The sequence below is a fragment of the Micromonospora inositola genome, assembly GCF_900090285.1.
GTDB classification, from domain to species: Bacteria; Actinomycetota; Actinomycetes; order Mycobacteriales; family Micromonosporaceae; genus Micromonospora; species Micromonospora inositola.
Window position 1 is genome coordinate 6,397,696 of sequence record NZ_LT607754.1, and the last position, 25,523, is coordinate 6,423,218.

The 25,523-nt window shown below is 69.4% G+C and carries 24 protein-coding genes and 2 pseudogenes; 10 read left to right on the plus strand and 16 right to left on the minus strand.

Annotated features, from left to right (window positions below):
• Positions 1–87: 87 nt before the first annotated feature.
• Complete coding sequence (locus tag GA0070613_RS30355) at positions 88–489, minus strand: PPOX class F420-dependent oxidoreductase (RefSeq protein WP_231929576.1); 402 nt, start codon at positions 487–489, stop codon at positions 88–90.
• A gap of 549 nt (positions 490–1,038) precedes the next feature.
• Between GA0070613_RS30355 and GA0070613_RS30360 the strand changes: the two genes are divergently transcribed.
• The gene (locus tag GA0070613_RS30360; RefSeq protein WP_157746586.1) at positions 1,039–2,106 is read left to right on the plus strand and encodes a serine hydrolase; all 1,068 of its coding nucleotides are present in this window, start codon (positions 1,039–1,041) and stop codon (positions 2,104–2,106) included.
• Positions 2,107–2,290: 184 nt separating this feature from the next.
• On the opposite strand, the gene GA0070613_RS30365 is transcribed toward GA0070613_RS30360, so the two are convergent.
• On the minus strand, positions 2,291–3,241 hold the full coding sequence (locus GA0070613_RS30365) for a hypothetical protein (RefSeq protein WP_157746587.1): 951 nt from the start codon (positions 3,239–3,241) through the stop codon (positions 2,291–2,293).
• 118 nt (positions 3,242–3,359) lie between these two features.
• Here GA0070613_RS30365 and GA0070613_RS30370 point away from each other — a divergent pair, with 118 nt between their 5' ends.
• On the plus strand, positions 3,360–3,692 hold the full coding sequence (locus GA0070613_RS30370) for a hypothetical protein (protein ID WP_197699013.1): 333 nt from the start codon (positions 3,360–3,362) through the stop codon (positions 3,690–3,692).
• A 64-nt stretch (positions 3,693–3,756) separates the two neighbouring features.
• Entirely contained in the window at positions 3,757–4,107 is a 351-nt protein-coding gene (locus GA0070613_RS30375) for a VOC family protein (RefSeq protein ID WP_089015420.1), read from the plus strand.
• A 169-nt stretch (positions 4,108–4,276) separates the two neighbouring features.
• Here GA0070613_RS30375 and GA0070613_RS30380 read toward each other — a convergent pair whose 3' ends face one another.
• A complete protein-coding gene (locus tag GA0070613_RS30380) occupies positions 4,277–5,056 on the minus strand; it encodes a class I SAM-dependent methyltransferase (RefSeq protein WP_231929577.1) in 780 nt (259 codons plus the stop codon).
• Between the two features lie 148 nt (positions 5,057–5,204).
• On the opposite strand from GA0070613_RS30380, the gene GA0070613_RS30385 reads away from it, so the two are divergent.
• On the plus strand, positions 5,205–5,471 hold the full coding sequence (locus GA0070613_RS30385) for a hypothetical protein (protein ID WP_231929578.1): 267 nt from the start codon (positions 5,205–5,207) through the stop codon (positions 5,469–5,471).
• Between the two features lie 380 nt (positions 5,472–5,851).
• On the opposite strand, the gene GA0070613_RS30390 is transcribed toward GA0070613_RS30385, so the two are convergent.
• Complete coding sequence (locus GA0070613_RS30390) at positions 5,852–7,054, minus strand: D-alanyl-D-alanine carboxypeptidase family protein (protein WP_231929579.1); 1,203 nt, start codon at positions 7,052–7,054, stop codon at positions 5,852–5,854.
• A gap of 350 nt (positions 7,055–7,404) precedes the next feature.
• On the opposite strand from GA0070613_RS30390, the gene GA0070613_RS30395 reads away from it, so the two are divergent.
• A complete protein-coding gene (locus GA0070613_RS30395; protein WP_157746588.1) occupies positions 7,405–7,734 on the plus strand; it encodes a hypothetical protein in 330 nt (109 codons plus the stop codon).
• A 329-nt stretch (positions 7,735–8,063) separates the two neighbouring features.
• On the plus strand, positions 8,064–8,531 hold the full coding sequence (locus GA0070613_RS30400; protein ID WP_089015424.1) for a hypothetical protein: 468 nt from the start codon (positions 8,064–8,066) through the stop codon (positions 8,529–8,531).
• Positions 8,532–9,220: 689 nt separating this feature from the next.
• Here the strand turns inward: GA0070613_RS30400 and GA0070613_RS30405 are convergent.
• From GA0070613_RS30405 to GA0070613_RS30415, 3 genes are all read right to left on the minus strand, one after another.
• Positions 9,221–10,117 carry an alpha/beta fold hydrolase gene (locus GA0070613_RS30405; RefSeq protein WP_089015425.1) on the minus strand — a complete coding sequence of 299 codons (897 nt, stop codon included), beginning with the start codon at positions 10,115–10,117 and terminating at the stop codon, positions 9,221–9,223.
• Positions 10,118–11,055: 938 nt separating this feature from the next.
• Positions 11,056–11,769: a GNAT family N-acetyltransferase gene (locus GA0070613_RS30410; protein ID WP_089015426.1), complete on the minus strand. Its 714-nt coding sequence runs from the start codon at positions 11,767–11,769 to the stop codon at positions 11,056–11,058.
• A gap of 397 nt (positions 11,770–12,166) precedes the next feature.
• Positions 12,167–13,144, minus strand: coding sequence for a HEAT repeat domain-containing protein (locus GA0070613_RS30415; protein WP_089015427.1), 978 nt, complete (start codon positions 13,142–13,144; stop codon positions 12,167–12,169).
• A gap of 351 nt (positions 13,145–13,495) precedes the next feature.
• On the opposite strand from GA0070613_RS30415, the gene GA0070613_RS30420 reads away from it, so the two are divergent.
• Positions 13,496–14,212 carry a TMEM175 family protein gene (locus tag GA0070613_RS30420; RefSeq protein ID WP_197699014.1) on the plus strand — a complete coding sequence of 239 codons (717 nt, stop codon included), beginning with the start codon at positions 13,496–13,498 and terminating at the stop codon, positions 14,210–14,212.
• Positions 14,213–14,637: 425 nt separating this feature from the next.
• Here GA0070613_RS30420 and GA0070613_RS30425 read toward each other — a convergent pair whose 3' ends face one another.
• From GA0070613_RS30425 to GA0070613_RS30470, 9 genes and pseudogenes are all read right to left on the minus strand, one after another.
• Entirely contained in the window at positions 14,638–15,210 is a 573-nt protein-coding gene (locus GA0070613_RS30425) for a methyltransferase family protein (RefSeq protein WP_089015428.1), read from the minus strand.
• Positions 15,211–15,816: 606 nt separating this feature from the next.
• Positions 15,817–17,307, minus strand: a complete 1,491-nt coding sequence (locus tag GA0070613_RS30430) for a glycoside hydrolase family 130 protein (RefSeq protein WP_089015429.1) — start codon at positions 17,305–17,307, stop codon at positions 15,817–15,819.
• On the minus strand, positions 17,304–18,365 hold the full coding sequence (locus GA0070613_RS30435; RefSeq protein ID WP_408631023.1) for a glycosyltransferase: 1,062 nt from the start codon (positions 18,363–18,365) through the stop codon (positions 17,304–17,306). Before GA0070613_RS30435 ends, GA0070613_RS30430 begins: the two co-directional genes overlap by 4 nt.
• Positions 18,365–19,501, minus strand: coding sequence for a glycosyltransferase (locus GA0070613_RS30440; protein WP_089015430.1), 1,137 nt, complete (start codon positions 19,499–19,501; stop codon positions 18,365–18,367). The genes GA0070613_RS30435 and GA0070613_RS30440 overlap by 1 nt, the downstream gene beginning before the upstream one ends.
• Positions 19,502–19,698: 197 nt before the next feature.
• Positions 19,699–20,712: a glycosyltransferase family 4 protein gene (locus GA0070613_RS30445; RefSeq protein ID WP_089015431.1), complete on the minus strand. Its 1,014-nt coding sequence runs from the start codon at positions 20,710–20,712 to the stop codon at positions 19,699–19,701.
• Positions 20,709–20,882, minus strand: a complete 174-nt coding sequence (locus GA0070613_RS32865) for a hypothetical protein (protein ID WP_231929580.1) — start codon at positions 20,880–20,882, stop codon at positions 20,709–20,711. Before GA0070613_RS32865 ends, GA0070613_RS30445 begins: the two co-directional genes overlap by 4 nt.
• A gap of 487 nt (positions 20,883–21,369) precedes the next feature.
• Positions 21,370–21,594 (minus strand): annotated as a pseudogene (locus GA0070613_RS30460) (sigma-70 family RNA polymerase sigma factor); the annotation flags it as partial.
• A 255-nt stretch (positions 21,595–21,849) separates the two neighbouring features.
• Complete coding sequence (locus GA0070613_RS30465; protein WP_089015435.1) at positions 21,850–22,578, minus strand: GAF and ANTAR domain-containing protein; 729 nt, start codon at positions 22,576–22,578, stop codon at positions 21,850–21,852.
• Positions 22,579–22,673: 95 nt separating this feature from the next.
• The gene (locus GA0070613_RS30470) at positions 22,674–23,396 is read right to left on the minus strand and encodes a GAF and ANTAR domain-containing protein (RefSeq protein ID WP_089015436.1); all 723 of its coding nucleotides are present in this window, start codon (positions 23,394–23,396) and stop codon (positions 22,674–22,676) included.
• 550 nt (positions 23,397–23,946) lie between these two features.
• Between GA0070613_RS30470 and GA0070613_RS30475 the strand changes: the two genes are divergently transcribed.
• The 3 genes and pseudogenes from GA0070613_RS30475 to GA0070613_RS30485 form a co-directional block, all read left to right on the plus strand.
• Positions 23,947–24,384, plus strand: a complete 438-nt coding sequence (locus GA0070613_RS30475; protein ID WP_089015437.1) for a LapA family protein — start codon at positions 23,947–23,949, stop codon at positions 24,382–24,384.
• A gap of 3 nt (positions 24,385–24,387) precedes the next feature.
• On the plus strand, positions 24,388–24,951 hold the full coding sequence (locus GA0070613_RS30480; protein WP_157746589.1) for a DUF5994 family protein: 564 nt from the start codon (positions 24,388–24,390) through the stop codon (positions 24,949–24,951).
• Between the two features lie 128 nt (positions 24,952–25,079).
• Positions 25,080–25,487 (plus strand): annotated as a pseudogene (locus GA0070613_RS30485) (slipin family protein); the annotation flags it as partial.
• Between the last annotated feature and the right edge of the window lie 36 nt (positions 25,488–25,523).

A 25,523-nucleotide genomic window follows, 5' to 3' on the forward strand; every position in this document is an offset into this window, starting at 1 on the left:
AGCGGCCTGCGCAGGCCGCTCCACCGCGTGTGCTACGTCGCCATCCCCCACCCGCTCAGGCTTGTGTGGCCCCGTCCTAGCGAGATTTCACACCGTACGGCTCGCTCGCGGCCCGTCCAGCCCCCACGAGACGATCTTGGTAGGTGTGATCCTGATGATCTCCCGGGAGAGGTGCGGCAGGGGCGGCTCGTGGTCCGTCAGCGCCGCCGCCGTGCTCCGGATCTCGATGCCTCGGGGCGCCCACGGATCGACCGTCGCCAGGTCGTCCACGACGAACGCGACCGTGCTGCCCTGCTGGACGTTCTTGAACTTCTTCGACGAGCCCAGCGCGCCCCCGCCGATGACGATCGTGCCAGTGCCGGCATCGACGAAGAAGTTGGTCGGGTTGTTCTGCACCTGCCCGTCAGGCGAGACGGTGGCCAGCCGCCCGATGCGCTGCGTGGCCAGGTAGTCGAGTTCTGCTTGGGTGAAGACTATGCACATCAGCATGAAACCCCGTCCCCGCGCGACCCGATCGTCGACAGCAACAGACGCATTTCGCGACTCCCATTTCCGTAGGTTCTGGCCTCGGGCGGCAATTCTGCGGCACGACCCGGGTCTTGCCGCAAGTCCCCCGGTGCGGTATATGTTGAGAGTGGAAGGGAGTGGGTGCCTCCCTTTCCCTTGATCGTCCGCTGGACGGACAACCTCCATGCAGCTCACCGTCCCGTCGGCAGCGCCGGTGCCGGTGTCACCCGTCCGCGCCGACGAGTTCCGGAAGCTGGCCACGTCGGATCCCGGGACCCAACCCGGGAGGACAGATATCGTATGGAAATGGCGAAGATGCGATCCCGGCACTCATCTTCGCGGTCACGGGAGGGGCCTGTCCGCGTACCACCGAAATGGCGGCGATGGACGGCGGTCGGGGCCGCCGCGTTGCTCGCGCTGGTCGGCACCTCGGGGCCGACCGCAGTTGACGGCGTCGAGCCGGCGGCCGCATGGGGGCCAGTACGGGGGCCGGTCAGCGCTGCTGCGTGGCTGGCCTTTGCCGGCGGGGTCTTGTCAGTCGACACCGGCCACCGCACCGTCCGCTACCGGGCCTGCGACGGCGACACCGGCCGGGTCGCCGACCCGCGGATGCGGGTCGCTGGCGGCACCGCGAGCGGGGTGGTCACCGCCGGGGGTACCACCTACGCCTACCGCGTGCCGCTGGCCGGCCGCACCCGGGGCGTGGTCGAGGTGCTCCGCCGGCACCGGCAACCGGATCGGCTGGTCGGCGAGGTGGTCACCGATCCGCAGCCACCCACCGACTCCGCCGGCCGTCGCCTGCCCCCGCTGACCGGGCAACTCGCCCGGGTCGCGGCCGGCACGACCAACAACCGGGCCGGCGTCACCGTGCGCGACCTCTCCGGCCGGTACGGCCACCAGCAGATCGCAGTCAACGGCACGTTCCGGCCGAAGGCGGCCAGCGTGATCAAGCTGTGGATCCTCGTCGAGCTGCTGCGCCGGGTCGACTGCGGGCAACTGTCGCTCGACCGAGGGGTGCTGGTCACCCGCGCCGACGTGGTCGGCGGCACGGGCAAGCTGAAGTTCGAGGCGATCCCGCAGGTGGTGACCATCCACCGGCTCACCGAATACATGATTGAGTACAGTGACAACACCGCCGCCAACGTGCTGATCGACCAGCTCGGCGGGTTCGCGCCCGTCAATGCCCTGATCGACTCGATGAACCAGCGCGAGACGGTCCTGGCCCACAAGTTCTTCGACGACGCCAACGACCGGGGCGGGGAGAACTACACCAGCCCGGACGACGTCATCTCGCTGCTCGGCGCGGTCTGGGACGCCCAGATCCTCACCGAGTCCTCCCGTGACCTGATGATCGACTTCATGCGCAAGCAGACCCTCAACACCAAGATCCCCGCCGCCCTGCCGCCCCGTACCCCCCTCGCACACAAGACGGGCGACCTGTCCGACGTCTCCCACGACGTCGGCTACTGCCTCACTCCGCGCGCAGAGATCGCCGTCGCGTTCCTCACCGCCGGCCCATTCCAGAGCGGCAGCGAGACGGTTCGACAACTCGCGCGCACCGTCCACGACTACGTCACCCCAGGGTGCACCCCAGGTTGAGCGCGGTGCGGTGCGTCAAGCCCGATGCGGGGTATGCCGAAACGCCACCCGGCCACGTCCGTCGACTCAGCCAGGATCCCTGGCGGCTCGGGAAGATCGTCGCCGCAGCCCTCGTGCTCCTCCACTTCGACCACGCCCGCACCACATGACAACATTCAGCGATCAACACCCGGCGCGAAATGGCTCAGTAGACGACACGCTCTCGTCCGTTGTAGTACGCGAGCTCGAGCTTCACGGTCGACGTCGATTCGTCGCGCCGAAGTTCGAGGCAGAGTTCGTAGGGGTTGAGCCAGCCGATCCGTCGGCATGGGAAATGGGCGGTAGACGAGTCGTACCATGTGGCCGGCCAGCCCTTGGTTCGCTGCAGATGCTCGCCGAGCCGCCGGGCCAACTCTCGCACGTTCGCCCCGTCGGTGGCGGCGACCGTGAATCGGCGTAAGCAGGAGCGGGAACCGAAACCGAAGTTCTCGGGCATGGCGCACCGCGCCTCCTCGTGGACCACGGTCATCGCCGGAGGCAGCGGTAGGATCGTGTCGCGCGGCGGCACCTGCTGGTCGCCGACGACCGGTATTGCGAAGGCAGCAGCCACGCCGATCATCCATACGAGCGCGCCGGCCGCCCAGCGCATGGTCAACAGGTCCCGCGGCCGCCGCTGCCACGACTCGACCGCGGTCGCGGACGCGACGATGACGCCTGTCCCCACCAAGTACCAGCGCAGTCCGTCATCGATGTTGGGCGGCGTGCCGTAACTGGCGAACGTGACGCTCCACAGCGACCACCCGGCGACACACGCGGCGAGCGCGATAGCGACGCGCCAGGCATACGGCCTGGACCGGCCCAGTAGGGCCCATGCGACCGGGAACACAAGGACCACAGGGACGATCACGGCGACCTCAGCCGGCTCCAACATCTCGTCCGCGACGGGATCTCCCGGCTGGATGATCGGCCACACCAGCGCCGTGGCGGCGAGCGCACCTACCACGAGCAGCAGCCGTGACCACCAACGCCACGGTCCTGGCGGCCGAACCACGGCCGCGCGGTAACGACTGCCCCACCGCCTGATCCACTCACCCGGATGCGGGAAGCGTTGCCCCATGAAATATCCGAGCAGCGCCACCGCGAGAAACACAAGCACGTCCAGAAGTGTGTCCACGTGCCTTCGACGCCAGCTGCTGCGAGACGGTTGCCGGTCCGCGCCGGTTCCGCACGCCACAGGTCCACCATCACGCAACGTCACCATGGCCTTGCCCGGAATGGCTCACCGCATCAACCGGACCCTGCACATCATGGCCGTCGTTCAGCTGCGCAACCGCACCGAAGGCCGCGCCCACTTCGACGCGAAGAAGACGGCCGGAAAGACCTCGATTGAAGCCATGCGCGCCCTGAAACGGCGACTGTCCAACGTCGCCTACGCCCGCATGATCGCCGACCAGAAACGACGGCAGGTGGCAGGCCCGGGAGGGCACTCGGGGACGACTCTGCAATCCAGCGTGACCGACCTGACCCCGGACATCGGCCCTTCGGACAAGCCACTTCCCGGACCCGCCACCAACCAGCCCAGACCCTTGGCTTCGGCGGCGCCTTGACATGCAGGGGTGCCATGAGCGGATGTTCTGCTCGGCATGAGCGAGGCCCCAGTAGAGTCAGGACGTGATCCGAGGAGCACACGTCATCATCTATAGCGAGGACGCCACGGCCGATCGCGACTTCTTCCGTGACGTGATGGAGTATCCCTACGTCGATGCCGGCCATGACTGGCTGATTTTCGCCCTACCGCCCGCGGAGCTCGCCGTACATCCGGCGGACGCCGGCGACCGGCATGAGCTTTATCTGATGTGCGACGACGTCGGGGCGTTCGTGAGGCAGATGTCTGAACGGGGCGTCGCCTGCTCAGAACTGAAGGCCGAGCGATGGGGGACCCTTACCCGTGTCTCGCTCCCTGGTGGGGGCTCCCTGGGCGTCTATCAACCGACCCATCCCTCGCCGCTCGGTCCGAACTGACCGAGCGCTGTCACTGACCCGCACATGCCAAGCATTGCGGACTCCCTCCACGGACCCTGATCGCGGTTCCTGGCACATCCTGACATCGGCAAAGTCGTGCCTACGCGACGCGCGATCAGCAGATGTCCGAGTGACCGTTGGCAGGGGTGGACATCTGACCATCGAGGCATTACTGCTCGCAGCGCCGCCGACGCGCGAGATGGACGGTGATGTCGGCGGCAATCTCGACCGTCTCGGGCAGGACCTGCATGATCCGGCTATATACCTGCTCTTGCTCCGAGGTCGGCAATTCGAGATAAGCCGAGATGGTCGAGAGAAGGCCAACGTAGTCGCGACCACTCATCGTCAAGCGCCGCTCGATCACAGACTGCTGAACATCGGCGAACCACTCAGACCGTTGGAGCTCCGTACCCGGCCACTGCATGTCACGTCCCGGAGGCGTCCCATCTGGAGACGGAACCTCGTCGCTCTCCAAGAACGGTGCCCGAGCCGCGCGAACAGCTTCCTCCACAGCCGGGTCAGCGAGCTGGACTGGTCCACCGAACGAGGCAAACACGCCACCCGGCTCCAGCAGCGCGGCCATGCGCGACCACCGACCCTCCGGGTTCGTCCAATGCAGCGCCGCTGCCGCATAAACCAGCCCGTAGCTCCCGCCCGGTCGCAAGTCCTCGAACGCGGCTTGCACGGTCTTGACGATTGCTGGCACGTGCTTACGCAACTCGGCGAGCATGGCCCCGTCGGGCTCGGTCGCGGTGACCGTGACCCCCCGTTGAGTGAACAGACGGGTTGCTTTGCCGGTACCAGCGCCAATCTCGAGGGCAGTCCGAACCGGCTGACCCACGTACGTCATCACCATGTCGAAAAGCTCCACGGGATACCCCGGCCGGAACCGTTCGTATGCTTCCGCCATCACTCCGAAGCTCAGTGCGCGACGAGACATGCCGAGCATCCTGACACGATCTGCACCGTCAATGCTCGGTCTTTCGCGCGACCCAGCCGCCCGATCATGGGCAGCAGAAGTCTGAAGCAACGACGATCGCTCATCGGCAAAGTCGGACGTCGCGAGAGCGCTGACCCTGTTCAACCTCCTGCTGGTCGTGGTGCTGGGGTTGCTGCTCTACTCGATCTCAGCCCGCGATCCGCTGGCCCCGCCCGGCCTGTTCGACAAGCTGCAGTTCGCCCTCGCGGTCAGCGCGCTGGCCATTGATGTGCTGGTGCTGCTGGAAAGCACCGGGCACATCACCGAGTACGGCACCACACCCAACAAGGCGGCGGCGCTCGGGGAGAACGTCATCCTGCTGGCCAATCTCCTGGTCTTCCTCCGTTGTTCAGCTACCTCTGACCGACCGGGTCCCGACAAATGACGCCAACGTCGACGGCCGGACGGTCGGTGTGACCCCAGGACCGCGGGCAACGCTTGCGCGCCAAGCGCGTCCGGCCCGGTCGTATCCAGGAACACGGATGGGCTCCGCTGATTCGCTCATCGGCACGACCGGACGTTGAGCCGGCGCGTCCACCCTGACTGGGCGTGACGCAACCACCGCGCGTGGCGCCCACTGGGTCCCCGCATTTGCAGTAACTGGATCAACGAAACGGGGATTCGCCTAGTCTTGGTGATCCTCAGCCCAGGCTAAAGGCCGCTGTTGAGGAGACGCGGTACCGGGTCCGGGTGCTCTCCCTGACCGCACGCCGCACATGGCGGGCTGGGACGGGCTGACGGTGATACCCGCGCCGGCAGCGATGGTCAGCGGTGGTGGCGGATGCGTTCCCAGGTGCTCGGCGGTTCCATACCGGTACCGGTGCGCAGCGCCGTGCCGACCGGCTTACCTCCGGCGGTGACGGTGAGCTTGCCGTGTTCGGCTCCGGCCGCGATCCGCCACGGCACGGCCGGGATCCGGGCGTCGATCCGCACCTGCAGGCCCGGCCAGCCGACCACGTCGACCTTCTCGGCGGCGTTGATGGTGGTGCCGGTGCCCAGCGGGCCCCGTACGGTGGCAACCTGCTCGCCGGCCTCGACCAGCGTGTGGACGGCGAGCGCGGCCACCGTGGACCGCAGCAGCGACCGGGTCACCGCGAACACCCGGTCCAGCTGGACCGGGGTGTCGGCGCCTGGCTGGCCCAGTACGGCACCGACGATGGTGAGCTTCCGGCCGCCGACGTTGACCACCGCCGCGAAGACGAGGCAGCCGCCGGCCTCGTCGGTGGAGCCGGTCTTGATTCCCACCACGCCGTTGCGGCCGACCAGCTCGTTGTAGTTCTTCACCGTACCGGCCACCGGCAGGGTCGCCTGCTTCTGCTCGACGATCTCCGCGAACGCCGGCAACGCCATCGCCTTGCTCGCCAGGACCACCTGGTCCCGGGCGGTACTCACGGTGTCGGGGTCGAGGCCGGACGGGTCGGTGTAGTGAGTGCCGGACATGCCGAGTCGGTCCGCGGTGGCGTTCATCTTCTCAACGAATGCGGCCACGCTGCCGGCGTCCCAGGCGGCAAGGATGCGTGCCATGTTGTTCGCCGACGGCAGCAGTACCGCCTGCAGCGCCTGCCGTTCGGTGATCACCTCACCGGCCCGCACCTCGACGAGCGACTCGCCGCGCGCCTTCTCCGCCGGGTACGCGGCGGCCTGCTCGGCGCTGACCGTGAGCTTCGGCCCCTGCGCGCCGACGGCGAGGGGGTGCTCGGTCAGGATTACGTAGGCGGTCATCACCTTCGTCACGCTCGCGATCGGCAGCGACTTCGATCCGCCGGAGGTGCCGAGCGTGCCGAGCCCGTCGATCGAGATCATCGCCTGGCCCGAACGCGGCCAGGGCAGTCGCGGCGCCGTACCGGGGATGGTCATCGACACGGGCAGGGTCAGCTCGACCGTCGGGTTGGGCAGCGGGTGCCGCAGTGGCGTGACGGCGTACAGCGCGCCGCCGAGGAGCAGAAGCGCCAGCAGACCGCTCAGCACCCACGGCAGGCGACGCCGGCCGCGCCGGACCGGCGGCGGTGGTGGCGCTGGTGGCGGGGCTGGTGGTATACGGCTGAACTCCACGGTCCGCATTTCCCCGTACATCGCGTTTCCTCCCCCGTGACAAAACCGCAGCATGTTAGCAGGTTTGGCCCGTGCAAACGGACCATCCCGACGGCATGCCCACCGAAACCAGACCACCCCAGAGGAGCCGGACCCATGTTGTCGGCCCTACCGGTCAGTTCAGAGAGGCGCGGTAGGTGCTCCGGGCGGCGTCCTGCTGGGAATGGGTACCGGCCTGTCGCCCGGTCGTGCTGCCGCCGCGACCGTGGATGCCTAACCTCCGGTCCATGCGATCCCGCGCGGCTGTGGTGACGGCGACGTCGATGACCGTGCTGCTAACCCTGCCCGCGCTTCTCGGCTGCCTCTACAGCCTGGTGGCCTTCGCCCCCTCGGAACCATGTCCGGACGACTCCATGGACCGGTTCCAATGGGCGATACTCGCCCGGATCCTGCTCAGCGCACTGATGGCGCTGACGGCGGTCCTGTCGATCGCCGTCGCCTGGCGCGGAGTGTCGAGCCCCCGCGGGCGCCCCTGGCCATGCCTGGCCGTTTCCGTGCTGGGGTTGGTCTTCAGCGCCGCCCTGGTGGTCCCGATCGAGCGGGTGAGTTCCTGTTGAGCGCCACGATGCTGAGCGCGGCTGGCCACGCGCCTGCAGGACATCCTTCCACTCCAGAGGAAACCGACTGCGAGGAGCCTCTCGGCCACAACCTTCGCGTCCCGATACCGTCAGAGCACTGTCAGCTTGGGGATCGGGTTGAGTCACGGCCCCGGGCGTGGCGCCGGCTGGCAGTTGAGGGCACGGGCGACCCCGCGGAGCGCTGCGACGGGCCTTCTGCTGGCCCCCCCTCGATGCGCTGAGCGGGGTTGCGAAGATAAACGATCTTCGACGACACTCCCCTGACCGTCCCGCCGGACACCGGCGGGCCTGACCGCGCAGGGGATCCCATGCAGCCGTTGCACCCGGAGCCGACCTCACGGCACCCGGTCTGGATGTGGGCCGGCGCCGCTGCGGGGCTCGGACTCGCCCTCACCATGTTCCTCAACAACAGCGGACCGCGCACCCGCGCCGCGGCGAGCCGGCCGACCACCGGTACCTTCGTGGTCTCCGGCGCGGTGGTGCTCGGCGACGGCGCATCTTTCACCAGGGACGACCACGGCGGCTGCGCCGGCACCGGGGCCCACGCCGACGTCATCGACGGTGCCCCGGTGCTCATCACGACCACAGGCGGGTTGGCCGCCGGGAGGCTGGCCGATCCGCGGGCGCTCACCGACGGCACCTGCCGATTCTGGTTCTCCGTCCGCGGGGTGCCGACCCGGCAGAACGCCTACCTGGTCATGGTCGCCGACCGGGACCTCCGCCAGTACTCCGAACAGGAGCTGACCGGCGCGCTGGTGAGCCTGCGCGTCGACTGAAACCGGTCAGATGTTCAGCGCCCCAGGTCTGTGGCCAGTTCCCGGAACCGTTCCCGCGGGTCGGGGTCGCCGCCAGAGCTGCCGCTGAACACCCCTGGCGTTCACGCCCGGCCGCCCTGGTGACCGCATCGCCGGCCGGCCACAGAGGGGGTTCGCCCATAGCAGGGGAACCCGCCCATCCACCGGAACCTCACCAACTATCGCTCACGCCAGCGCGGCGGAACGGGCCGAACTTGATGAGTCCCGTCGGCCAGTCGACACACCAGCCGCCCGGCCGTTAATCAAGGCGCGTCCGGCCCAAGATCCGCCGTAACTCCGCAACGGCGCTACTCGGGGATCGACGGATAGTGAGGCGCAACAGCGCGAAAGCGCGTTATCGGCGGTTCCGGCGACGGGCTCGCTACCTGCGAATATTCATGGTGGGCGATGCTGGGATCGAACCAGTGACCTCTTCGGTGTGAAGCAGGACGCTGCACCGACTCTGACCTGCGGAAACACAGAGCTGCAGCTGGGCGCGCGTGCCGTTGAGCGCTGTTCGGCGCCGTTGGGTGCAGTTGACTGCCGTTGGGTGCACCCGTCTGCTCCCATCTCGCTCCCCCGAGCCTGGCCCCCACGACAGGCAGCCTGGGTCGCCCGCGCTCATGTTGATCCGGCAGGGGGTCGCGCGCCGCGCAACTCATGAACAGGGGTCACCGCTTGGAAACTGCCATCATCGGTTGGAGCTGCAGCCGGCCGAGGAACTCCCGGATGTGCCCGGCGATCTCGCCGACGTGGGTCTCCAGGGCGAAATGCCCGGTGTCGAGCAGGTGGATCTCGGCGTCGGGCAGGTCGCGCGCGAAGGCGCGGGCACCGTCGGGGCCGAAGATTTCGTCGTTGGCTCCCCACACCGCGAGCAGCGGCAACTGGGTCTGCCGGAAGCACTCCTGCGCCTGCGGATAGATGTCGAGATTCGTCTTGTAGTCCCGGAAGAGCTGAAGCTGGTTCTCGTCGTTGCCCGGCCGGGCGAGTACCTCCATAGCGTGCCGCCAGGCGTCCGGGCTGACCAGGCTGACGTCAGGTACACCGGTCTCGTACTGCCAGCGGACCATCTCCTCGGTGAACGCCTGCCGCGCGGCAGCCTCCGTCTTCGGTCCGGGCTCCTTGGCATATGTGAACAGCGGCTTCCAGAACGCCTCCACGAAACCTTCCTGGTACGCGTTCCCGCTCTGGGTGATGATCGCGGAGATGCTCTCGGGGCGGCGCAGCAGCAGCCGCAGCGCGATCGGTGCCCCGTAGTCCTGCATGTAGACGGCGTACCGGCGGATGTCGAGCTGGTCCAGCAGGCTGGCGGTGACGTCGGTGAGCGCGTCGAAGGTGTACGGGAAGTCGGCCAGCGACGGCGCCGAAGAGTAGCCGAACCCGATGTGGTCGGGAGCCACCACGTGGTACTGGTCGGCCAGCGCCGGGATCAGCTCCCGGAACATGTGCGAGCTGGTCGGGAAGCCGTGCAGCAGGACGAGCGGCGGCGCGTCCGGCGGGCCGGCCTCACGGTAGAAGACGTCGAGGCCGTCGACAGTCGCGGTCCGGTGGTGTGTGCCGCCAACCATGGATCCCCCTCCGGTTGCCCCGCCGACCCGACATGCTCATGGGCCGGACCAGCCGGCTGCGCGGTCGGACAGCTCATATGCCGTACTTTCCTCATACTGCCCGGTCGGGGGCCGCTCGGGGCGGGTATGACCTCGACGACCACTATCCGCGTGGCGACGAGGGCCGGCGCGCCGACGGCGCAGAGGCCGGGCGGGTTTCGCCTGGTAGTTGATGGTGGCGGCAGGCTTCGAACCTGCGACCCCTCGCTTGTAAGAACTGCGCGCCTCGTCCGGCCGCGTCCGTGCAACGAAGCCTCCGCCCGGTCGATGGTCGTGATGAAGACCTCGGCCGGCACTTGGCGGGATCTCACCGAGGCGATCCGGCAGGAGTCCAACCGCCGGCAGTACAACTAGTACTCCAGCCGGGGATCGTGATCATGGCTCGATGAGGGCTTGTCGGGCGTAGTGGCTGGTCTTGGCTCGGGATTGGTGACGGCGTCGGCGGATGGACCAGAGCAGCAGGTCGCAGCGGCGGCAGACCCTGGGGTCGACAACGTGGTCACCCGCCCACCACTGGTCAGGATGTCCCGGGTCGGCGGCGGCGGTCAAGCGGCCGGATGTGGGGGGGTCGGTGGGGGTGTCACGCGATCGGGGCGAGTGTCCAGGTGCCGTGCGGGTGGTGCAGGCAGAGGTTGGTCAGGCGGCGGAGGTTGAGGGCTGCCATGCGGGTGTGTAGCCACCAGTCGGTCCGGCCGAAGAGCTCACCGACCAGAAACCCCTGGTCAGAGCGTTACCCGTGAGATCGGAGTACCAGAGTGGGAGCCGGCGCTGTTGCGTGCAGTTGAGCGCCGTTGGGTGCAGTTCAGCGCAGCCCACTGCTCCCAACCTGCTCACCCATCACAAGCAGCAATGTCGACCTCGGGATATCACGGAAGGCCGTCAACTTGCACACCGATCCGTCAACTAGGTCCCTGGACGGGCACGAGTAGGGCATGGTCGTCGACCTGGCGGTACCCGAGCCGTTCGTAGAGGGCCCGTGAACCTGGGGTGCAGTGCAGCCAGACCAGGTCTGAGTACCTGCCGGCAAGTTCACCCGCCGCGATGCTCAGCGCCGTGCCGATTCCCTTGCCCTGCCAGGTTGGAAGCACGGTGATGGCTCCCAGGTACGCGGTGTCGGCCATGAGCCGCACCCGCGCGCAGCCGACTGGTTCGCCGCCGACCCGCGCGACCAGGTGATGCATCCGTCCGGAGGCAAGGTGAGCGTCGGTGACCAAGGGCGCCAGTTCGCCTCCATAGGGCACGAGGAACTCGTCGCGGTCGCCGGCCGGTCCGATGTCGGCCACCGATCGAGGGCGCGATGGAGGCTGACCTTGCAGGGCCAATACCGGCATCAGGTCCCACCGCTGGAAGCCGGCGACCTGGTGCTCGTCCTCGGCCCGAACCATGAGCGTCCACTGTCGTGACCTGGCGCGCAGCCAGTCGGCCACCTGAATCACCTGGTCGGCGGTGGGCGGACCGGGCAACGCGAGGACCCGCCCGATGGTCGCCCACGGGTAGGGCAGCGCGATGTGCTGACATGGCACACCGGATACGACAGCCCAGTCGTCGCCGGCTGGGGTGAGATCAGCGGTATCCGCGTGGGCGGCCGAGATCCGCACAGCAGCGTCACCCATCCGAACACCTCACCGCGAGTCGCATCCCCTGTCCACCCAAATCCGCCAGCCCACGAGGAAGCCCGGGGACTAATGTGCCGACAGCTCGGGAAACACCAGATTTGATGACCAGGCGGTCGGACGTTGAGCCACCCGGTGCTTACACACCGGCTGCGGCGTCCCAGGACGGGTCGGCGTCCTCGCCGCGCAGCAGGGGCAGGTCGTACGCGGACTGGGACAGTCTGCCTAACGCAGGGCCGTCCGCCCCAGATCGACACGACGCGAGCGATCCGGCGGTGGGGACGGACGGTGACGAGCGCCTCGCGGACGCCGCGCTTTGTCAGCGGCTATGAGCGCGTGCCGGGTTGGCCGCCGTGGACTGCGTCCGGATGGCTCTGTTAGTAGTTCTGGCCGGGCGCTATTCGGAGGCGTGAAGTGCTTTCTTTGCGGTTTCCCGCACGGTCGCATTTGCGTCGCCGGTCAGTTGGGCTAGCAGCGGACGTGCGGGCGGCCAGCGTCGCAGATTGACGGCGAGGACATCCGCGACTGCGGCGCGTACCCACCAGTCTGGGTCGTCCGTCCTGGACTGCAGTGCGTCGAGCGACACGCCCAGCATGCCAAGGCCGCGGACCGCCCCGGCCCGCACCGACGGCTCGGAGTCGGCGAGCAGCTCGCGCAGGGCGGCGGCTGCGGCCGGAGCGCGGTCGGAGTTCGCGGCCCTGCGGCCGATCGCCTCGCCCAGCACCGAACGGACGTACCAGACGGGATCGGAGGTCAGCGAAACCAGATGATCCACGACCGCCGCCGGGGCGGACCAGGCCAGCAGGAGCACGGCATCGTGCCGGACCCAGGCGTCCAGATCCTGCAAGGCCGTGACGACAAGCTCACATGCCTGTGGGTTGTTGTTCACGCTCGGCAGTGAGTTGAGGGCGGTCCGCCGGATTGCCGGATTGGGATCGGCCAGCGCCTCGCGCAGCGTCCCCATGTCGGACGACTCGAACACATCGCGCAGCGCCCACAGCGCGGCTCTGCGCAAGTCGGGATCATCGCCGGCGAGCACCGGGAGGATGACGGCCCGGCAGCCGGCCGGATCGGCTCGCATGACAGCGCTCAACGCCATGCCCAGCCGTTCCCCGTCATCGTCGTCCTCGCTGCGCAGCGCGCCAGCGAAGACCCGCAGGAGCAGCGGGAACACTTCGGCCCCGGACAGTCCGGCCAAGACGTGCGCCATCAGGTCCCGGCCGTACCAGTTGCGCTCGCGCGCGTAGCGTTCCAGCGCGGCCTGCACGGACGCTGCCGCCGAGCGGTCACCGCTCACGGCCAACTCCCGCACGAGCGGCCACGGATCACCATCCAGCGTGCCGCCTGCGTACCGGAACAGGTCGGCCAGTGTCACCTGGACCTCCTACCCGAGGTGAGGCGCAGACCGGGGACCTGTTTCCCGCCGGTCCAATGCCCGCATGGCGGGGGCCAGCGTACCTGATCGTCAGCGGACCGTGGCAATGCTGTATGCCCGCCGCCCCGCTCGCGGCAGGCGAGGGGCGGGTCGAGTGCGGGTTTGTTACCTATAACCGCGGGAAAGGCTGCCAGGTTGGAGTCAACCATTTCCGCGCCGAGGAGGCCCGAGATGGCTCGTAGGAAAGTACGAGAAAGTCTGCCCAGGCAGGTCAGAGGGCGATGGCGGACGTCCCTCGCTTGCCACCGTCGCTGCGCGACGTATGGCTCCTGAGCAGTCGGGCGAAAGCGCATGCCCTGGTTTCGCACCGCCAGCAACAACTCGACCGCCGGCGATCACGAGGACCGATTAAGCAATCCGGTAGGTGCGGAGCGAGACCCCAGTCGAGTCGTCACGTTCAGTGACGCGGTCATTGCCATCGCCGTCACGCTGCTTATCTTGGAAATCCGCCCGCCCGAGGACACTCGACACCTGTTGAAGGGCCTCCGTGAACTCTGGCCCTCATATGCGGCATACTTCCTCACCTTCCTGCTCATCGGCCAGATGTGGGTCAACCACCACGTCATGTTTGATCACATGCGCTCCGCAGACCGCCTGGTACTGCTCTTCAACACCCTCCTTTTGATGCAGATCGCGTTCCTTCCATTCGCCTCCGCTGTCCTAGCCAACGCGTTTGAGTCCGGTCATGGAAAGCGAACTGCCGTCGTCTTCTACGGGATCTCCTACGAGGTAGCGGCCATCCAGTTCAACGTCATCTGGGAATACGCGCGGCACGGCCGCCGCCTGCTGGCTCCGACCACCGACTCGGCCAGCGCGGCGGCGATCAGCAGACGCTTTCATCCGGCGCCCGTATGGATTGCCGTAGGCACCGCGCTGGGCGCATGGCATCCCGTTCTCGGCGTGGCAGTGCTCGCCGCGTTCATTCCTTTCTATTGGTGGCCAATCAAGGGCGAGATTGCCAGCATCAAACGTTCCCGCGAGCGCGCTGGCGGAAAATCCGCCCCCTGAGAACAGAGGAACGTCATCCATGTGCATCCAGCATCGAGCAGCTTCGCTACGCGATGCGTGGTGGCCTCACCTTCCTGAGCGGCGCGCTTACCCGAAGGTTTGACCTGGTCGCCGTGGACCCGCGCGGCGTCGGGCACAGCACGCCGCTGCGCTGCGGCCTGCCACTCAAACCAGCGGGCATCACTTGGTTGATAGTTGGATTGCTCTTCAGTGGGGGTCGTGTAGCGACCTGTGTGTTTCAACGAATGACGCGCCGAGCCGTTCAGCAGTGGTCGGCTCGGCGCGCCTGGCGCACTTCGGCCCGACCGCTTACCACCGCGAAGCTCTGCCCCGCACGAACCGAAGGCCGCCGCGCCAGCGGCGACGGGTTGGCTTGCCGGTGGCCGACGTGCCCGAGCCTTCGGACGCGCTTATCGGCGGACCGGTCACCACAGTCCCGGCACGAGGCGATGGGTGGTGGTCTGGTAGCTGCGGTACTGCTCACCGAGCACCCGGACCAACTCGGACTCTTCGACCGCGATGCGCGGCAGCAGTCCCAGCAGTGGCACGATGGCGCAGATCAGCAGGGACAGCCAACTGCCTGCACCGATGCCGAATCCGAGGGCGATCAGGAGCAGGCCGGTGTAGGAGGGGTGGCGCACCCATCGGTAGGGGCCGCGGGTGACGACTGTCTGGTCTCCTTCGACCTGAATATATGTGCTGAACGAGCCGCCCAGTGCCAGCACAGCCCAGATCCGTAGGGCTAGGCCGATCCAGATCACGACGAGTCCGGCGAGGGCGAACGCGTTCGGCGCGGGCGTACTCGACGCCGGAACCCAACCGTGCAGCAGCCAGCCGAGGACGATCGCACCCCCGAGCGACAAGGAGACGATCAAGCGGGTTCCGCGGTCGCGGCTCGGCCGGACCTTACGCCGAACAAGATCACGTACGAGCAGGCTCACTTCGAATGCGAACCAGCAGAAGGTCGACACCTGGAACGGCGTGGACAACGCGGACATGCCTCGCACCGTAACCTCACCGATTCAACCGACTCAACTCGACCTGGCCTGCGAGGTCAGCGGCCAATACTCAGGATGCTGGCCAGCCTTGGGTGCCGATCTCACCGACGTGCATGCACAGTCCTGGGGCCGCAGGCGGTCCTGCCGGGGAGGGCTCGCCGGTAGGGGTCGTCCCGCAGCTGTGTGTTGAAGTCCGCCGGTGAGACGAAGGTTCAAGATCAGGTTAGGCGGGACGGATGGACAGGCGTGGCGACCGACCCGGACAACGGCGACGCGTACCTGCTCGTGTCGGAGGGGCTTCTTCAGCCCGCATCGCCGAGCCTCGGGCAGATCGGCGGGTGCGGTTGAGACGCTCAGCGGGAGCCGAGCTGCTGCTTCGACACCGAGGGCATGACCGTCCGGCAGTTCTTCGCCGCCTCAGCCGAGCATCTCCGCGGCCTGGCAACAAGGGCTGTCGCTGACCGGGCCAGACGGCCTGTTCAAGCAGCTGACCAAAACAGTCCTCGAGACCGCGCTCAACGGACCGAGCACCTCGGCTATGAGAAGCACGCTGCCCGAGTCCGCGGAGGCGGGCGCCGGCAGCGTCGCCGGAGTGACGGCCGGCGCTCACCCGTCCCGGCCGTCCGGCGCCGGGGATTCCATCATCGCGGCGATGAGGGCGGCCACTGGCACGGTGGCGAAACCGACCCGGGCGTCGCTGGCCCCGTACGGCAGCCACAGCTCGCCGGCGTGGACGAGCCCGCCGCAGGAGTAGACGACGTTAGGTACGTATCCGTCCCGGTCGGCCTTGTCGGGTGACAGGAGCGCACCGGGGAGCTGCGCGACGACCCGTTCCGGTCGATGCAGGTCGAGCAGCAGCGCGCCGATGGCGTACCGGCGCATCGGGCCGACCCCGTGGGTGAGCACGAGCCAGCCGGCATCGGTTTCGATGGGGGATCCGCAGTTGCCGACCTGGATCAGTTCCCAGCTGTCGCGGGGGGCGTGCAGGGGCACCGGGGGTTTCCACCGGTTCTCGCCGTCCAGGCAGGTCAGACCGATGGTCTCGCCGTCGGCGCGGCACAGTGCGAGGTGACGGCCGGCGACGGTACGGGGGAACAGCGCGATGCCCTTGTTGCGGGCGCCCGGCCCGCGCATCGGGGTGATCTCGAAGCGGCGCAGGTCGCGGCTGGCCAGCACGCGGGCGGTGATGCGCCGTCCGTCGTAGGCGGTGTAGGTGGCCCGGTACACCGGTCCCGACTCGTCCACGAACCTGACGAACCGGGCGTCCTCCAAGCCGTTGCTCTCCGCCGGGGTGGCCGGCCAGAGCACCCGTTCATGCAGAGCCGTGTCGGCGGGGAAGGTCGTGGCGTAACTGGCGGCGTTGGTGCGGCGCAGTTGTTCGAGGGTGCCCAGCCCGGCCCTGCGGGAGAGCAGGTCCGGTGGCAGGTTGCCGAGCACCCGCTCGAAGGTGGCCTCGTCGTACCGGTCGGGCAGGGCGTCCAGCACGGTGGCCGTGATCTCGTTGTCGCAGGCCTCCTCGGCCAAGCCGGCAGCGAGCAGATCCCGGCGGTGCCGTACGCCCACCCGCTGACCGACAGCCAGGCGGCCGGACCGGTCGGCGACGGTGAGCCGGCGCCCGGGTCCGAGGACCGCGGTGGCGAACCCGATGGACGACAGGTGGCCCTCGCCAATCTGGCGCAGGCTGACCGCGACGCGCAGCTGCCCGGCACCCAGATCGGTCTGGTCGGGGTGGGCCACCATCGACGGGTTGCATAGCGCGGCGGCCTCGACCGCGTACTCGTGGCTGAAGTACGCGCCGACCAGCAGCCGGGTGGTGGGGGAAAGGTCCCGAGCCCGGGCGATGCGGTGCCGGACGAGGTCGTAGTGGTGGTGGAACGTGGCGTCCAGGTCCCGGTGCCGCGCACCGAAGCGGTGGAAGGTGTCCCGCAGCAGCCGGCCGGTCTCCTCGTCGTCAAGCTGCGCGACGCGGTCGATGAGCGCCTGCGCCCGGGTGCGTGCGACGGCGGCGTCCTCGCCGGGTACGAAGAGCTTGACGATGACCCGGCGTGGGTCCGGGCTGAGGGTGAGGTCCTGCCGGATGGCCAGGGTCCCGGTCACGACCACCGCCGAGCGTGCTGCAGGGTGGAGATGAGGGCGAGGGTCGACTCGGCGCCCTGGTTGAGGTTGGGTCCGTGCGGGGTCAACCCGTCGTAGCCGCCGCCGGTCGCCGGATCCCACATCGGTGTGCCGACGTCGTTGTCGCCAAGGAACCACCCGACGGCCTGCCGTACCCCGGTCTCCCAGCCGGGGTCACCGGTGACCGTGGCGGCCGTGGCGCAGGCGTCGGCGAGGGCGGCAACCTCGATCGGCTGCTGGTCGTGGCGGAGCCGCACCGCACCACGTCCCCAACCGGCGGCCGGTACGACCGACAGCCGCCCGTCGCGCAGTTGGACGTCGCGCAGCCAGGCCAGCATCCGCAGGCCGCTGTCGAGCAGGGGACCGTCGTGGCGCAGCTGACTGGCGACGATGACGACCTCCGCGAGGGCCGCGCTGGCGTAGGTAAGGCGCTGCTGCGGCCAGGGCCATCGCGGGTCCCCCTGCGGGGTGCCGATCGTGGTGGCCGCGTCGGCCAGCAGCGCGGCCGCGGCGGGGTGCGTGGGGTGGCGGCGCAGCACCTCGACGGCGCCGAGCCCGGCGAAGGCCATGGCGTGTGGGGCCGGGCTGCGCCGCACGGCGCCCGCGCTGAAGGCGACCAGTGCCTCCTCCCGGATCCAGGCCGCGGGGCTGCGGGCGACGGCGGTGCCCAGGCCCCACAGCGCCCGGCCCCACCAGTCACCGAGCCCGGACTCGTCGGCCCAGCGCCGGTCGTGGCCGAGCCTGTTGTGGAAGGCGCCGCGGGCGTCCTGCGCGTGGGTCAGGAAGGCGAGGTAGCACTCCGCGAGCCGGAGCACGGCGCCGGTCGGCTCCGGCTCCCGGCTCGTGACGACCAGTCCGCGGGCGACGTCGTCGGTGCAGTAGCCGTGTTCCCGGCGGACGATGGCGTGCCGGGCGTGTTCGAACAGCCCGGTGTCATCGCTCAACCGGGCCAAATGAGCGAAGCTCGGCGCGGGCACGTCCAGGCGGTGGCCGGTGACCGGGCTGCCGGCCGTCGTGGTGGGACGGCCGTCGGTCGCGATCACGCCGACGCCGCGCTGACCACGGGCGGGCGGGCGGCGGTGAGCCGCTCCGCGAGGACGTCGTACCGGGCCGCCACCGCCGGCCAACGCAGCTCCGCGGCCGCCGGTCGGACGCGGCCGGCCAGCCGGGCGGCCAGACCCGGCTCGGTCAGGATCCGCCGGACCGCCGCGGCCAGCGCCGCCGGATCCTGATGGGGTACGACCAGGCCGGGCCCGCCGGTGAGCAACTCGACGGCGTGCGGGAACGGCGTGGCCACGACGGGAACCCCGGCGGCCACCGCCTCGACGAGAACCCCCGAGGTGACCTGCTCACGGGAGTCGTACGGCAGCAGGACCACGTCGGCGGAGCGGATCAGCGCGCCGAGCGCGGCCGGGTCGTGGTAGACCGGCTGGTAGTCCACGGCGTGCGCTACACCCAACTGCGCGCCGAGCCGGTGCAGGCCCGCCCGGTACGCCTCCCCCTGGTGCTCGATCACCTTCGGGTGGGTCCGGCCCGCGACGGTGAAGGTGGGTGTCGGATCGAGGTCCTGCAACCGCGCGAGGGCTCGCAACGACCACTCGATGCCCTTGCCGGGGCCGAGCAACCCCCAGGTGAGCAGGTGCGGGCGGGTACGGCGTAGGACGGGTACGCCGACCTGGTCGGCGGCGCCGTGTGGGATGACCGTGACCTTCGCCGGGTCCGCGGTGTAACCGACCAGTAGCCGGTCGCGAGCCGTGTCGGTCATCGTGACGACCGCCCCGGCGGCGGCGACGATCTGCTCCAGCAGGGACTTCTGCCGGGCGGAGGGCTGACGGAGCACGGTGTGCAGGACCACGATGCTCGGCACGGCCAGCCGGCGCAGCAGCGGCAGAACGTCCTCCCCGTCCCTACCGGGGTAGATGCCGTACTCGTGCTGGACGATGGCCACGTCGAAGGTGTTCAGGGCGGCGGCGGCGTCCCGCCAGCCGGCCGGGGTGCGCGCCGACCAGGTGTGCACGACCCCGGGCAGGGCGCGCTGGTCGTTGCTTCCGTCGGTGACCCGCACGACGCCACCGCGCGTGCCGTCGGCGGTCAGGTGGGCGGCCAGGGCGGAGTTGAAGGTAGCCAGTCCGCACCGGGTCGGTGGGTGGGTGCTGAGGAAACCGTAGCTGGGCATGGGTGTTGGGCCTTCCGGTTGTCGGCCGCCGCAAGTGGAACGGCGGCGGACCTCACGCGGTGACGGCGCACGCCGGCCAGCGTGTGTGACCGGCGGAACGGGTTCGAGGCCGGGCCACCGCGGGTGCGGGACCTGGCCGGGGTGAACCGGATCGAGCGGGGCCTGATTCGTCAGGGATCGTCGGTCGTTCAGCAGGTTCAGCGTTGCGGTCGGTGGGTGAGGTCGTCGTAGACGGCCAGGTAGTCGGTGACCATCCGGTCCGCGCCGAAGCGCTGCCGGGCCCGGGCCCGGCAGCCGGCACGGTCGAGGCCGGTGACCCGGGTGACGGCGTCGACGGCCTGCTCGACGGTGTGCACGAGAAATCCCGTCACCCCTTCGTCGATGACTTCCGGCATGGACCCCCGCGCGTACGCCACGACCGGCGTGCCACAGGCCATCGACTCCACCACCGACAGGCCGAACGGCTCGTCGAAGGCGATCGGGTGCAGCAGGGCGGTGCTGGCGCCCAGGATCTCAGCGCGTCGTCGGGGGCCCACCGCGCCGAGGAAGACCACCTGATCGCCGTCGATGTGCGGGGCCACCTGTTCGGTGAAGTACCGCTCGTCCTGCACGATGCCGCAGATGGTCAGGGGCCGGCCGGCGAGCCGGGCTATCTCGATGGCGGTGTGGATGCCCTTGTCGGGATGGATCCGGCCGAAGGCGACCAGTCCGGGGCCGGCGTCCCGGGTGAACGGCAGCCCGGTGAGGTCGACGCCGTGGTGCACCGTGGCGACGTAGTCGAGTCCGGCGATCCGGTCGGCGTCGGAGATCGACACGTAGGACGAGCGGGCCCTGGTGTAGGCGGGGAGGATTCCCGCACCGGAGAAGCCGTGCACGGTGGTGAGCAGCGGAGCGCCGCAGTGCTCGGCGAAGGCCAGCGGCAGCCAGTCGAGGTGGTTGTGCACCAGGTCGAACTGCGCCGAGCGGGCCATCGCGTGCGAGACGTGCATCGCCTCCCACACCCGGCCGTCCATGCTCGGGTCGTCGGCGTACCCGCGGGGGCATACACCGTCGAGGGAGGCGGAGGTGACCGAGTCCAGCGTCGCGAAGAGTGTCACGTCAACGCCGCGTGTGGTCAGCCCTTCGGCGAGCAGGCCGGTCACCTGCTCCCAGGGGCCATAGTGGTAAGGGGGTGTCCGCCAGGCGACCGGCCCGAGCAGAGCCACTCTCACGGGGATGTCGCCTCGACGAGGTCGGCCGGATCAAGACGCAGGGTCGCGAGCAGCCCGACGTGCTTGTCGGAGTCCACCCGCTCCGGCAGCTCGCGCTCGACCCAGTCGGCCCTGGCCTGCTGGCCGCGCTCGCGTAGGGCTGCAACGATCCTGTGCTTGGCGATCCTCATCGTCTGCTCCCTTGTGAAGCCGTTCGGGACGGTCATGGTCACCGGGTAGCGGTGTGGAGGCGCTGGTCGAATCCCCATCACCGGGGCGCCGAGGTGTGCGGCGGGCCTTCGAGCTCTCACCGTGACCGGCGAATCGTGCGGTACGGACGTGGCATCCCCAGGGGGCGGAGCCGGCGTGGCGGGCGCCTCAGATGTGGAATGTCGTCGAGTCTGGGACAACCCCAGGCTACGCCGGTCCGGCCCGGCGTGCCGGGCGTCACTGAGGTGACCCCTGAAACGGGTCAGCGGTCAGCGAACACCGTGATGAGCACCAAAGGCAGGAGCAGGACGGTCACCAGGAGGAACACCCGCATACGGAGCGCGCGGACGTCGACGGCCCGCCTGACCCGTACACCGAATGTCGAGGGGACGGATTCCCCTTTGACGGGCGGGGAAGGCCCGGTCGCTGCGATCGGACGAACGGCCATCACACCCTCTCCTGGTGATCTCAACGATCCGGCCCTGGTGCCTGAGCGGTCCGGGAGGATGACCGGTCACTGAGCATCCCGGCCCTGAGCTGGGCCAGGGAGCGCTTCAGCAGCCGGGGGACGTGCATCTGTGACAACCCGACCCGGCTGGAGATCTGCGCCTGGGTCAGGTCGCTGTAGAACCGCATGGTCAGGATCCGACGCTCACGCGGGGGAAGCGCCGCGAGGACCAGCCGGAGTGTCACCGCGCGTCGACGCAGCAGTTGTTCGCTGTGCCCCGTTACCGCGTTCGGAGGCGGAGGAGGGGAAACTGCCGTCGCTGTCGCGATGGGGGTGACCATTGTTCAACGCCCCTTACGGGCTGGTGGCGGCGAGACTGGCGGCCACCGGGGACCCGGGCGACATGCCCACCGTACGCCTCATCTCGCGGATCGGCACCCTCCGCCGGCAGCACTCCGGAGAGCCGGCTGTTCAGCGGGGCCCCGGCCCGGGGCCGGTCGTCAGCCTGGCCGGTCGACGGCCGGTCCCGGCGCGAACTGCTCGGAACCGTCGACGATCGCCTGGGACAGTTCGGACAGCCGCCGGTTGCGGCTGCGGGCGCCGTCGCGCAGCAGCGCGAAGGCTTCGCCCACGTCCACCCGAAGGCGTTCGGCCAGGACCCCCTTGGCCTGCTCGATCAGGACACGGCTGTTCAGTGCGGTCTGCAGCTGTTCGGCGAGGATGTCACGCCGGTGGATGGCGCGCTGTTGCAGCAGTCCGATGGTTGCCACGTCGGCGAGCGCCTGACCGATGCGGAGCTTGCCCTCGTCGAGGGCCCCCGGCTGGACATCGAAGAGGTTCAGCGCGCCAATGACCTCGGAGCGCAGGCGCATGGGCAGGGCGTGCACCGCAGCGAAGCCCACCCCGGCCGCGGCGGCGGTGAACCTTGGCCAGCGATTGGCGGTTGGCAGGTCGACCACCGACACCGCTTGACCGGTACGGAAGCAGTCCAGGCAGGGACCCTGGTCGGTCTGGAGCTGGAACAGCTCCAGCAGTCGGGTGCGTTCGGAGGAGGCGGCGACCACCTGCAGCGTGTCCCGCTGGTCCGTCAGGAGCAGCCCGGCCGCCGACACACCCAGCAGCTCGACACACCTCTCGGTCAGCACGTGCAGGAACTCGATCACGTCGAAATCGTCGACGAGAGTGTCGGCCATTTCCACGAACACGTGCGCCAGCTGGCTCTCGCCCATGTCACTCACCCTGGTCGTATGATAGTCCCGCCGGCTCTCCGGCGGTACGGGGCCGTGGTCGGCGCCGCCGCCTCGCGACGGCCGCAGTCGGACTCTCACCCGGCCCCGCCGTCGCACGCGTCGTCGGTGGAGTCGAAACGCAGCCGGCGGGCAACCACGTCACCTGCCACATCCCGCAGCCGCCGGCCATGGGAGAAGGCGAAGGCGCGTAACCGGATCAGCGCCACCGCCGCGGTCACCCCCAACTGGACCGTGACCATCCCCGTGGCCTGGTGCACCTCGGGATGCTGCAGACCGGCCTGCTCGGGCCAACGCTCGTCCCGGTCCGGCCGCGCGTCATCGAGCAGCACCGCGCACGCCGTGTCAGCCAACACCAGGGCGTCGGCCAGCTGCTCGCCGTCGAGGCCGCCAGACCGCGCACGGTAGAGGTCCAGTACACCGAGGCGGATCCCGCCGACCTGGAGCGGCAGGGCGAACACCGCGTGGACCCCGGCGAGTACCGCCGCCGGGGCGAACACCGGCCAGCGGGCCAGGCACTCCGGAGCGGCCAGATTGGCGACCAGATGCGGGCCGCCGGTGATCGCGTCCACGCACGGACCCTCTCCGAGGGTGAGGGTCAGGTCCTCCAGTTCCGACGCGGTCCGGTCACTGGCATACAGCACCTCGCGTGGGGTGGCGCGCAGCGTCACCGCGACAGCGGCAGAGTCGACGCCGGCGACCGCCACCGACGCGGCGCAGACGTGCTCGACCGCGACCGTCCCACCCCGGGCCACGTCCACGACCAGGGTCCACAGCCGGATCCTGCGATCGGAGTTCATCGGTTCGCCGTACCGGGATCGGCACCGCGACCACAATCGGACGCGGTCAGTCGGAGCACAGGCACGCGGATGCGAGAAATGACTCGGAAGCGGGGACTGGTCCCGCTGATTCGCTCGTCCAAGACTGACTCCGACCCGGGTCGTCCGAAGCGGACATATGCCGTGCGGCTGACCGGGGTCCCGGGCGACGCTCTCACCGTACTCCTGGCTGGCGGCAGGCGGCGCGGGGCGCCAAGGCGGTCGCCGACACGATCGCCGCCGGGACCGCAGAAGCGTACGATGATAGTTGTCGCTCGGGACCCCGGTGGCTGACAGTTCGCCGCCGGCGGACGCACCCCACCGATCGAGGTCACCGTGTTGGCCGCCCGACGCACGACATCAACTGGCCACGTCGCCGGCCTCCTCGTGCGCCCCCTGGGCCCGGCCCTTCCCGTCGCACCGGCGTTCCGGACTCGGACACCGCGTCACACGCCCGCCATCGCCCATGCCTGCGCTGGCTCCCCACGGCATTCAGGCATGTCAGCTGCTCCTTGGAAGGCGGCGGTTTGTGATGACCGCACCGCAGAACCATCTTGATCCGGCTCCCCCGATCAACGGCCACGACGGCAACGACACCGCTTCCCGCCCTACGCCGGACCGACCGGCGACGGCACGCTCGCGGATGGGCGGCCTGTGGGTCGCCGCCGTGGTGTTCGCGTTCGTGCTCCTGCTGCTCCTGATCTTCGTACTGCAGAACGGCCAGCGGGCCGAGGTGTCGTTCCTCGGCACGCACGGACACCTGCCCATGGGCGTTGCGCTGCTGCTGGCCGCGGTCTTCGGGATCCTGCTCGTCGCCCTCCCCGGCACCGCCCGCATCGTGCAGCTCCGGATGCTCCAACGCCGTCCCGCCGGGAACCCCGACACCCTGCCCAGGCCCGGTTCGCTCTCCCCGACGGTGACCGGCACCGCCCGCGTTACGCCGTCGCGCACGTACCACCAGGACAGGTGAGCCATGCCCACCATCGTGATCCCCCCGTCACCGCCCTCCCAGCCCCGACTGTCCCTCGCCCCCGCCCGGGGGCAGGCGGTCCTGGACGGTGGATGGTGGCCGCGTTCCTGGGATCCAGTGGCCGAACTCCCCGGCCTCGTCCTCGCCCTGACCGAACGGCATGGCCGGATCCGGCACATCATGCTCAACATCCACACCTGGGACAGCCGGATCCGCCGGTTGGCCGTCGGGCCGGACGTGGTCCGGATCGGCTGGTTCGACACCCTCGACCCGGCCCTCCTGGTTGCCACCACCGGCCGAGACGACCAGGTCGACCTGCTTGTCGTGCCACCCGACACGACACCCGAGGCAGCCGAGCGGGCCATGGCCACCGCCGCCGACCCGACCAACCTCAGGCACGCACCCGACATCCTCACCGCCCGAGCGACCCGGCAGCAGGCGACAACGACGACCGACTCCGACCCGTACGCGGTGTGGGACAACGAGGGCGGCAGCGCCGCGTCGGGCGGATTCCATCGAGGCCACACCGAATCCACCACCCGTCCCCGCACTGGTGTGCCCGCATGAACACTCTGCAGACAACCATCGTGATCGCGATCGTGGCGGTCTGCATCATCGGCCTCATCACCGCCGCCCGGGCGGTGCGCGTCGTCCAGCGGTACGAACGCGGGTGGTCTTCCGCTTCGGCCGGGTGTGTGAAGGTCGAACGTGTCGAGGTCAAGGACGTCGCTCTGCCCGAATCCATGAAGCGGTCCATGTCCCGCCAGGCGGAGGCCGAACGCGAACGCCGCGCCCGGGTCATCGCCGCGGATGGCGAATACCAGGCTGCCACCAAACTCGCCCAGGCCGCCGCCACCATGGCCGCCCTGCAAGTGCGACTGCTGCAGACGATCGTGGAGGTCGCCGCCGAGAAAAACAGCACCCTCGTCATGCCGTTCCCCGTCAAACTCCTGCGCCTCCTGGACCGCGTCACGCCCGCCGCGAGCACACCGGCACCGGCCGTCGCGACCCGCCCGCGGGCCCCGGAGACCGTGACGATGCCGGGCGCGCGACGCGTGAACAGCGAGCCCGATCCCGAGGCCACGCCGATACCGGTGGGCTGACCGGACGCGGCGCCCGCCCGGCGTCCCCCCGTCACC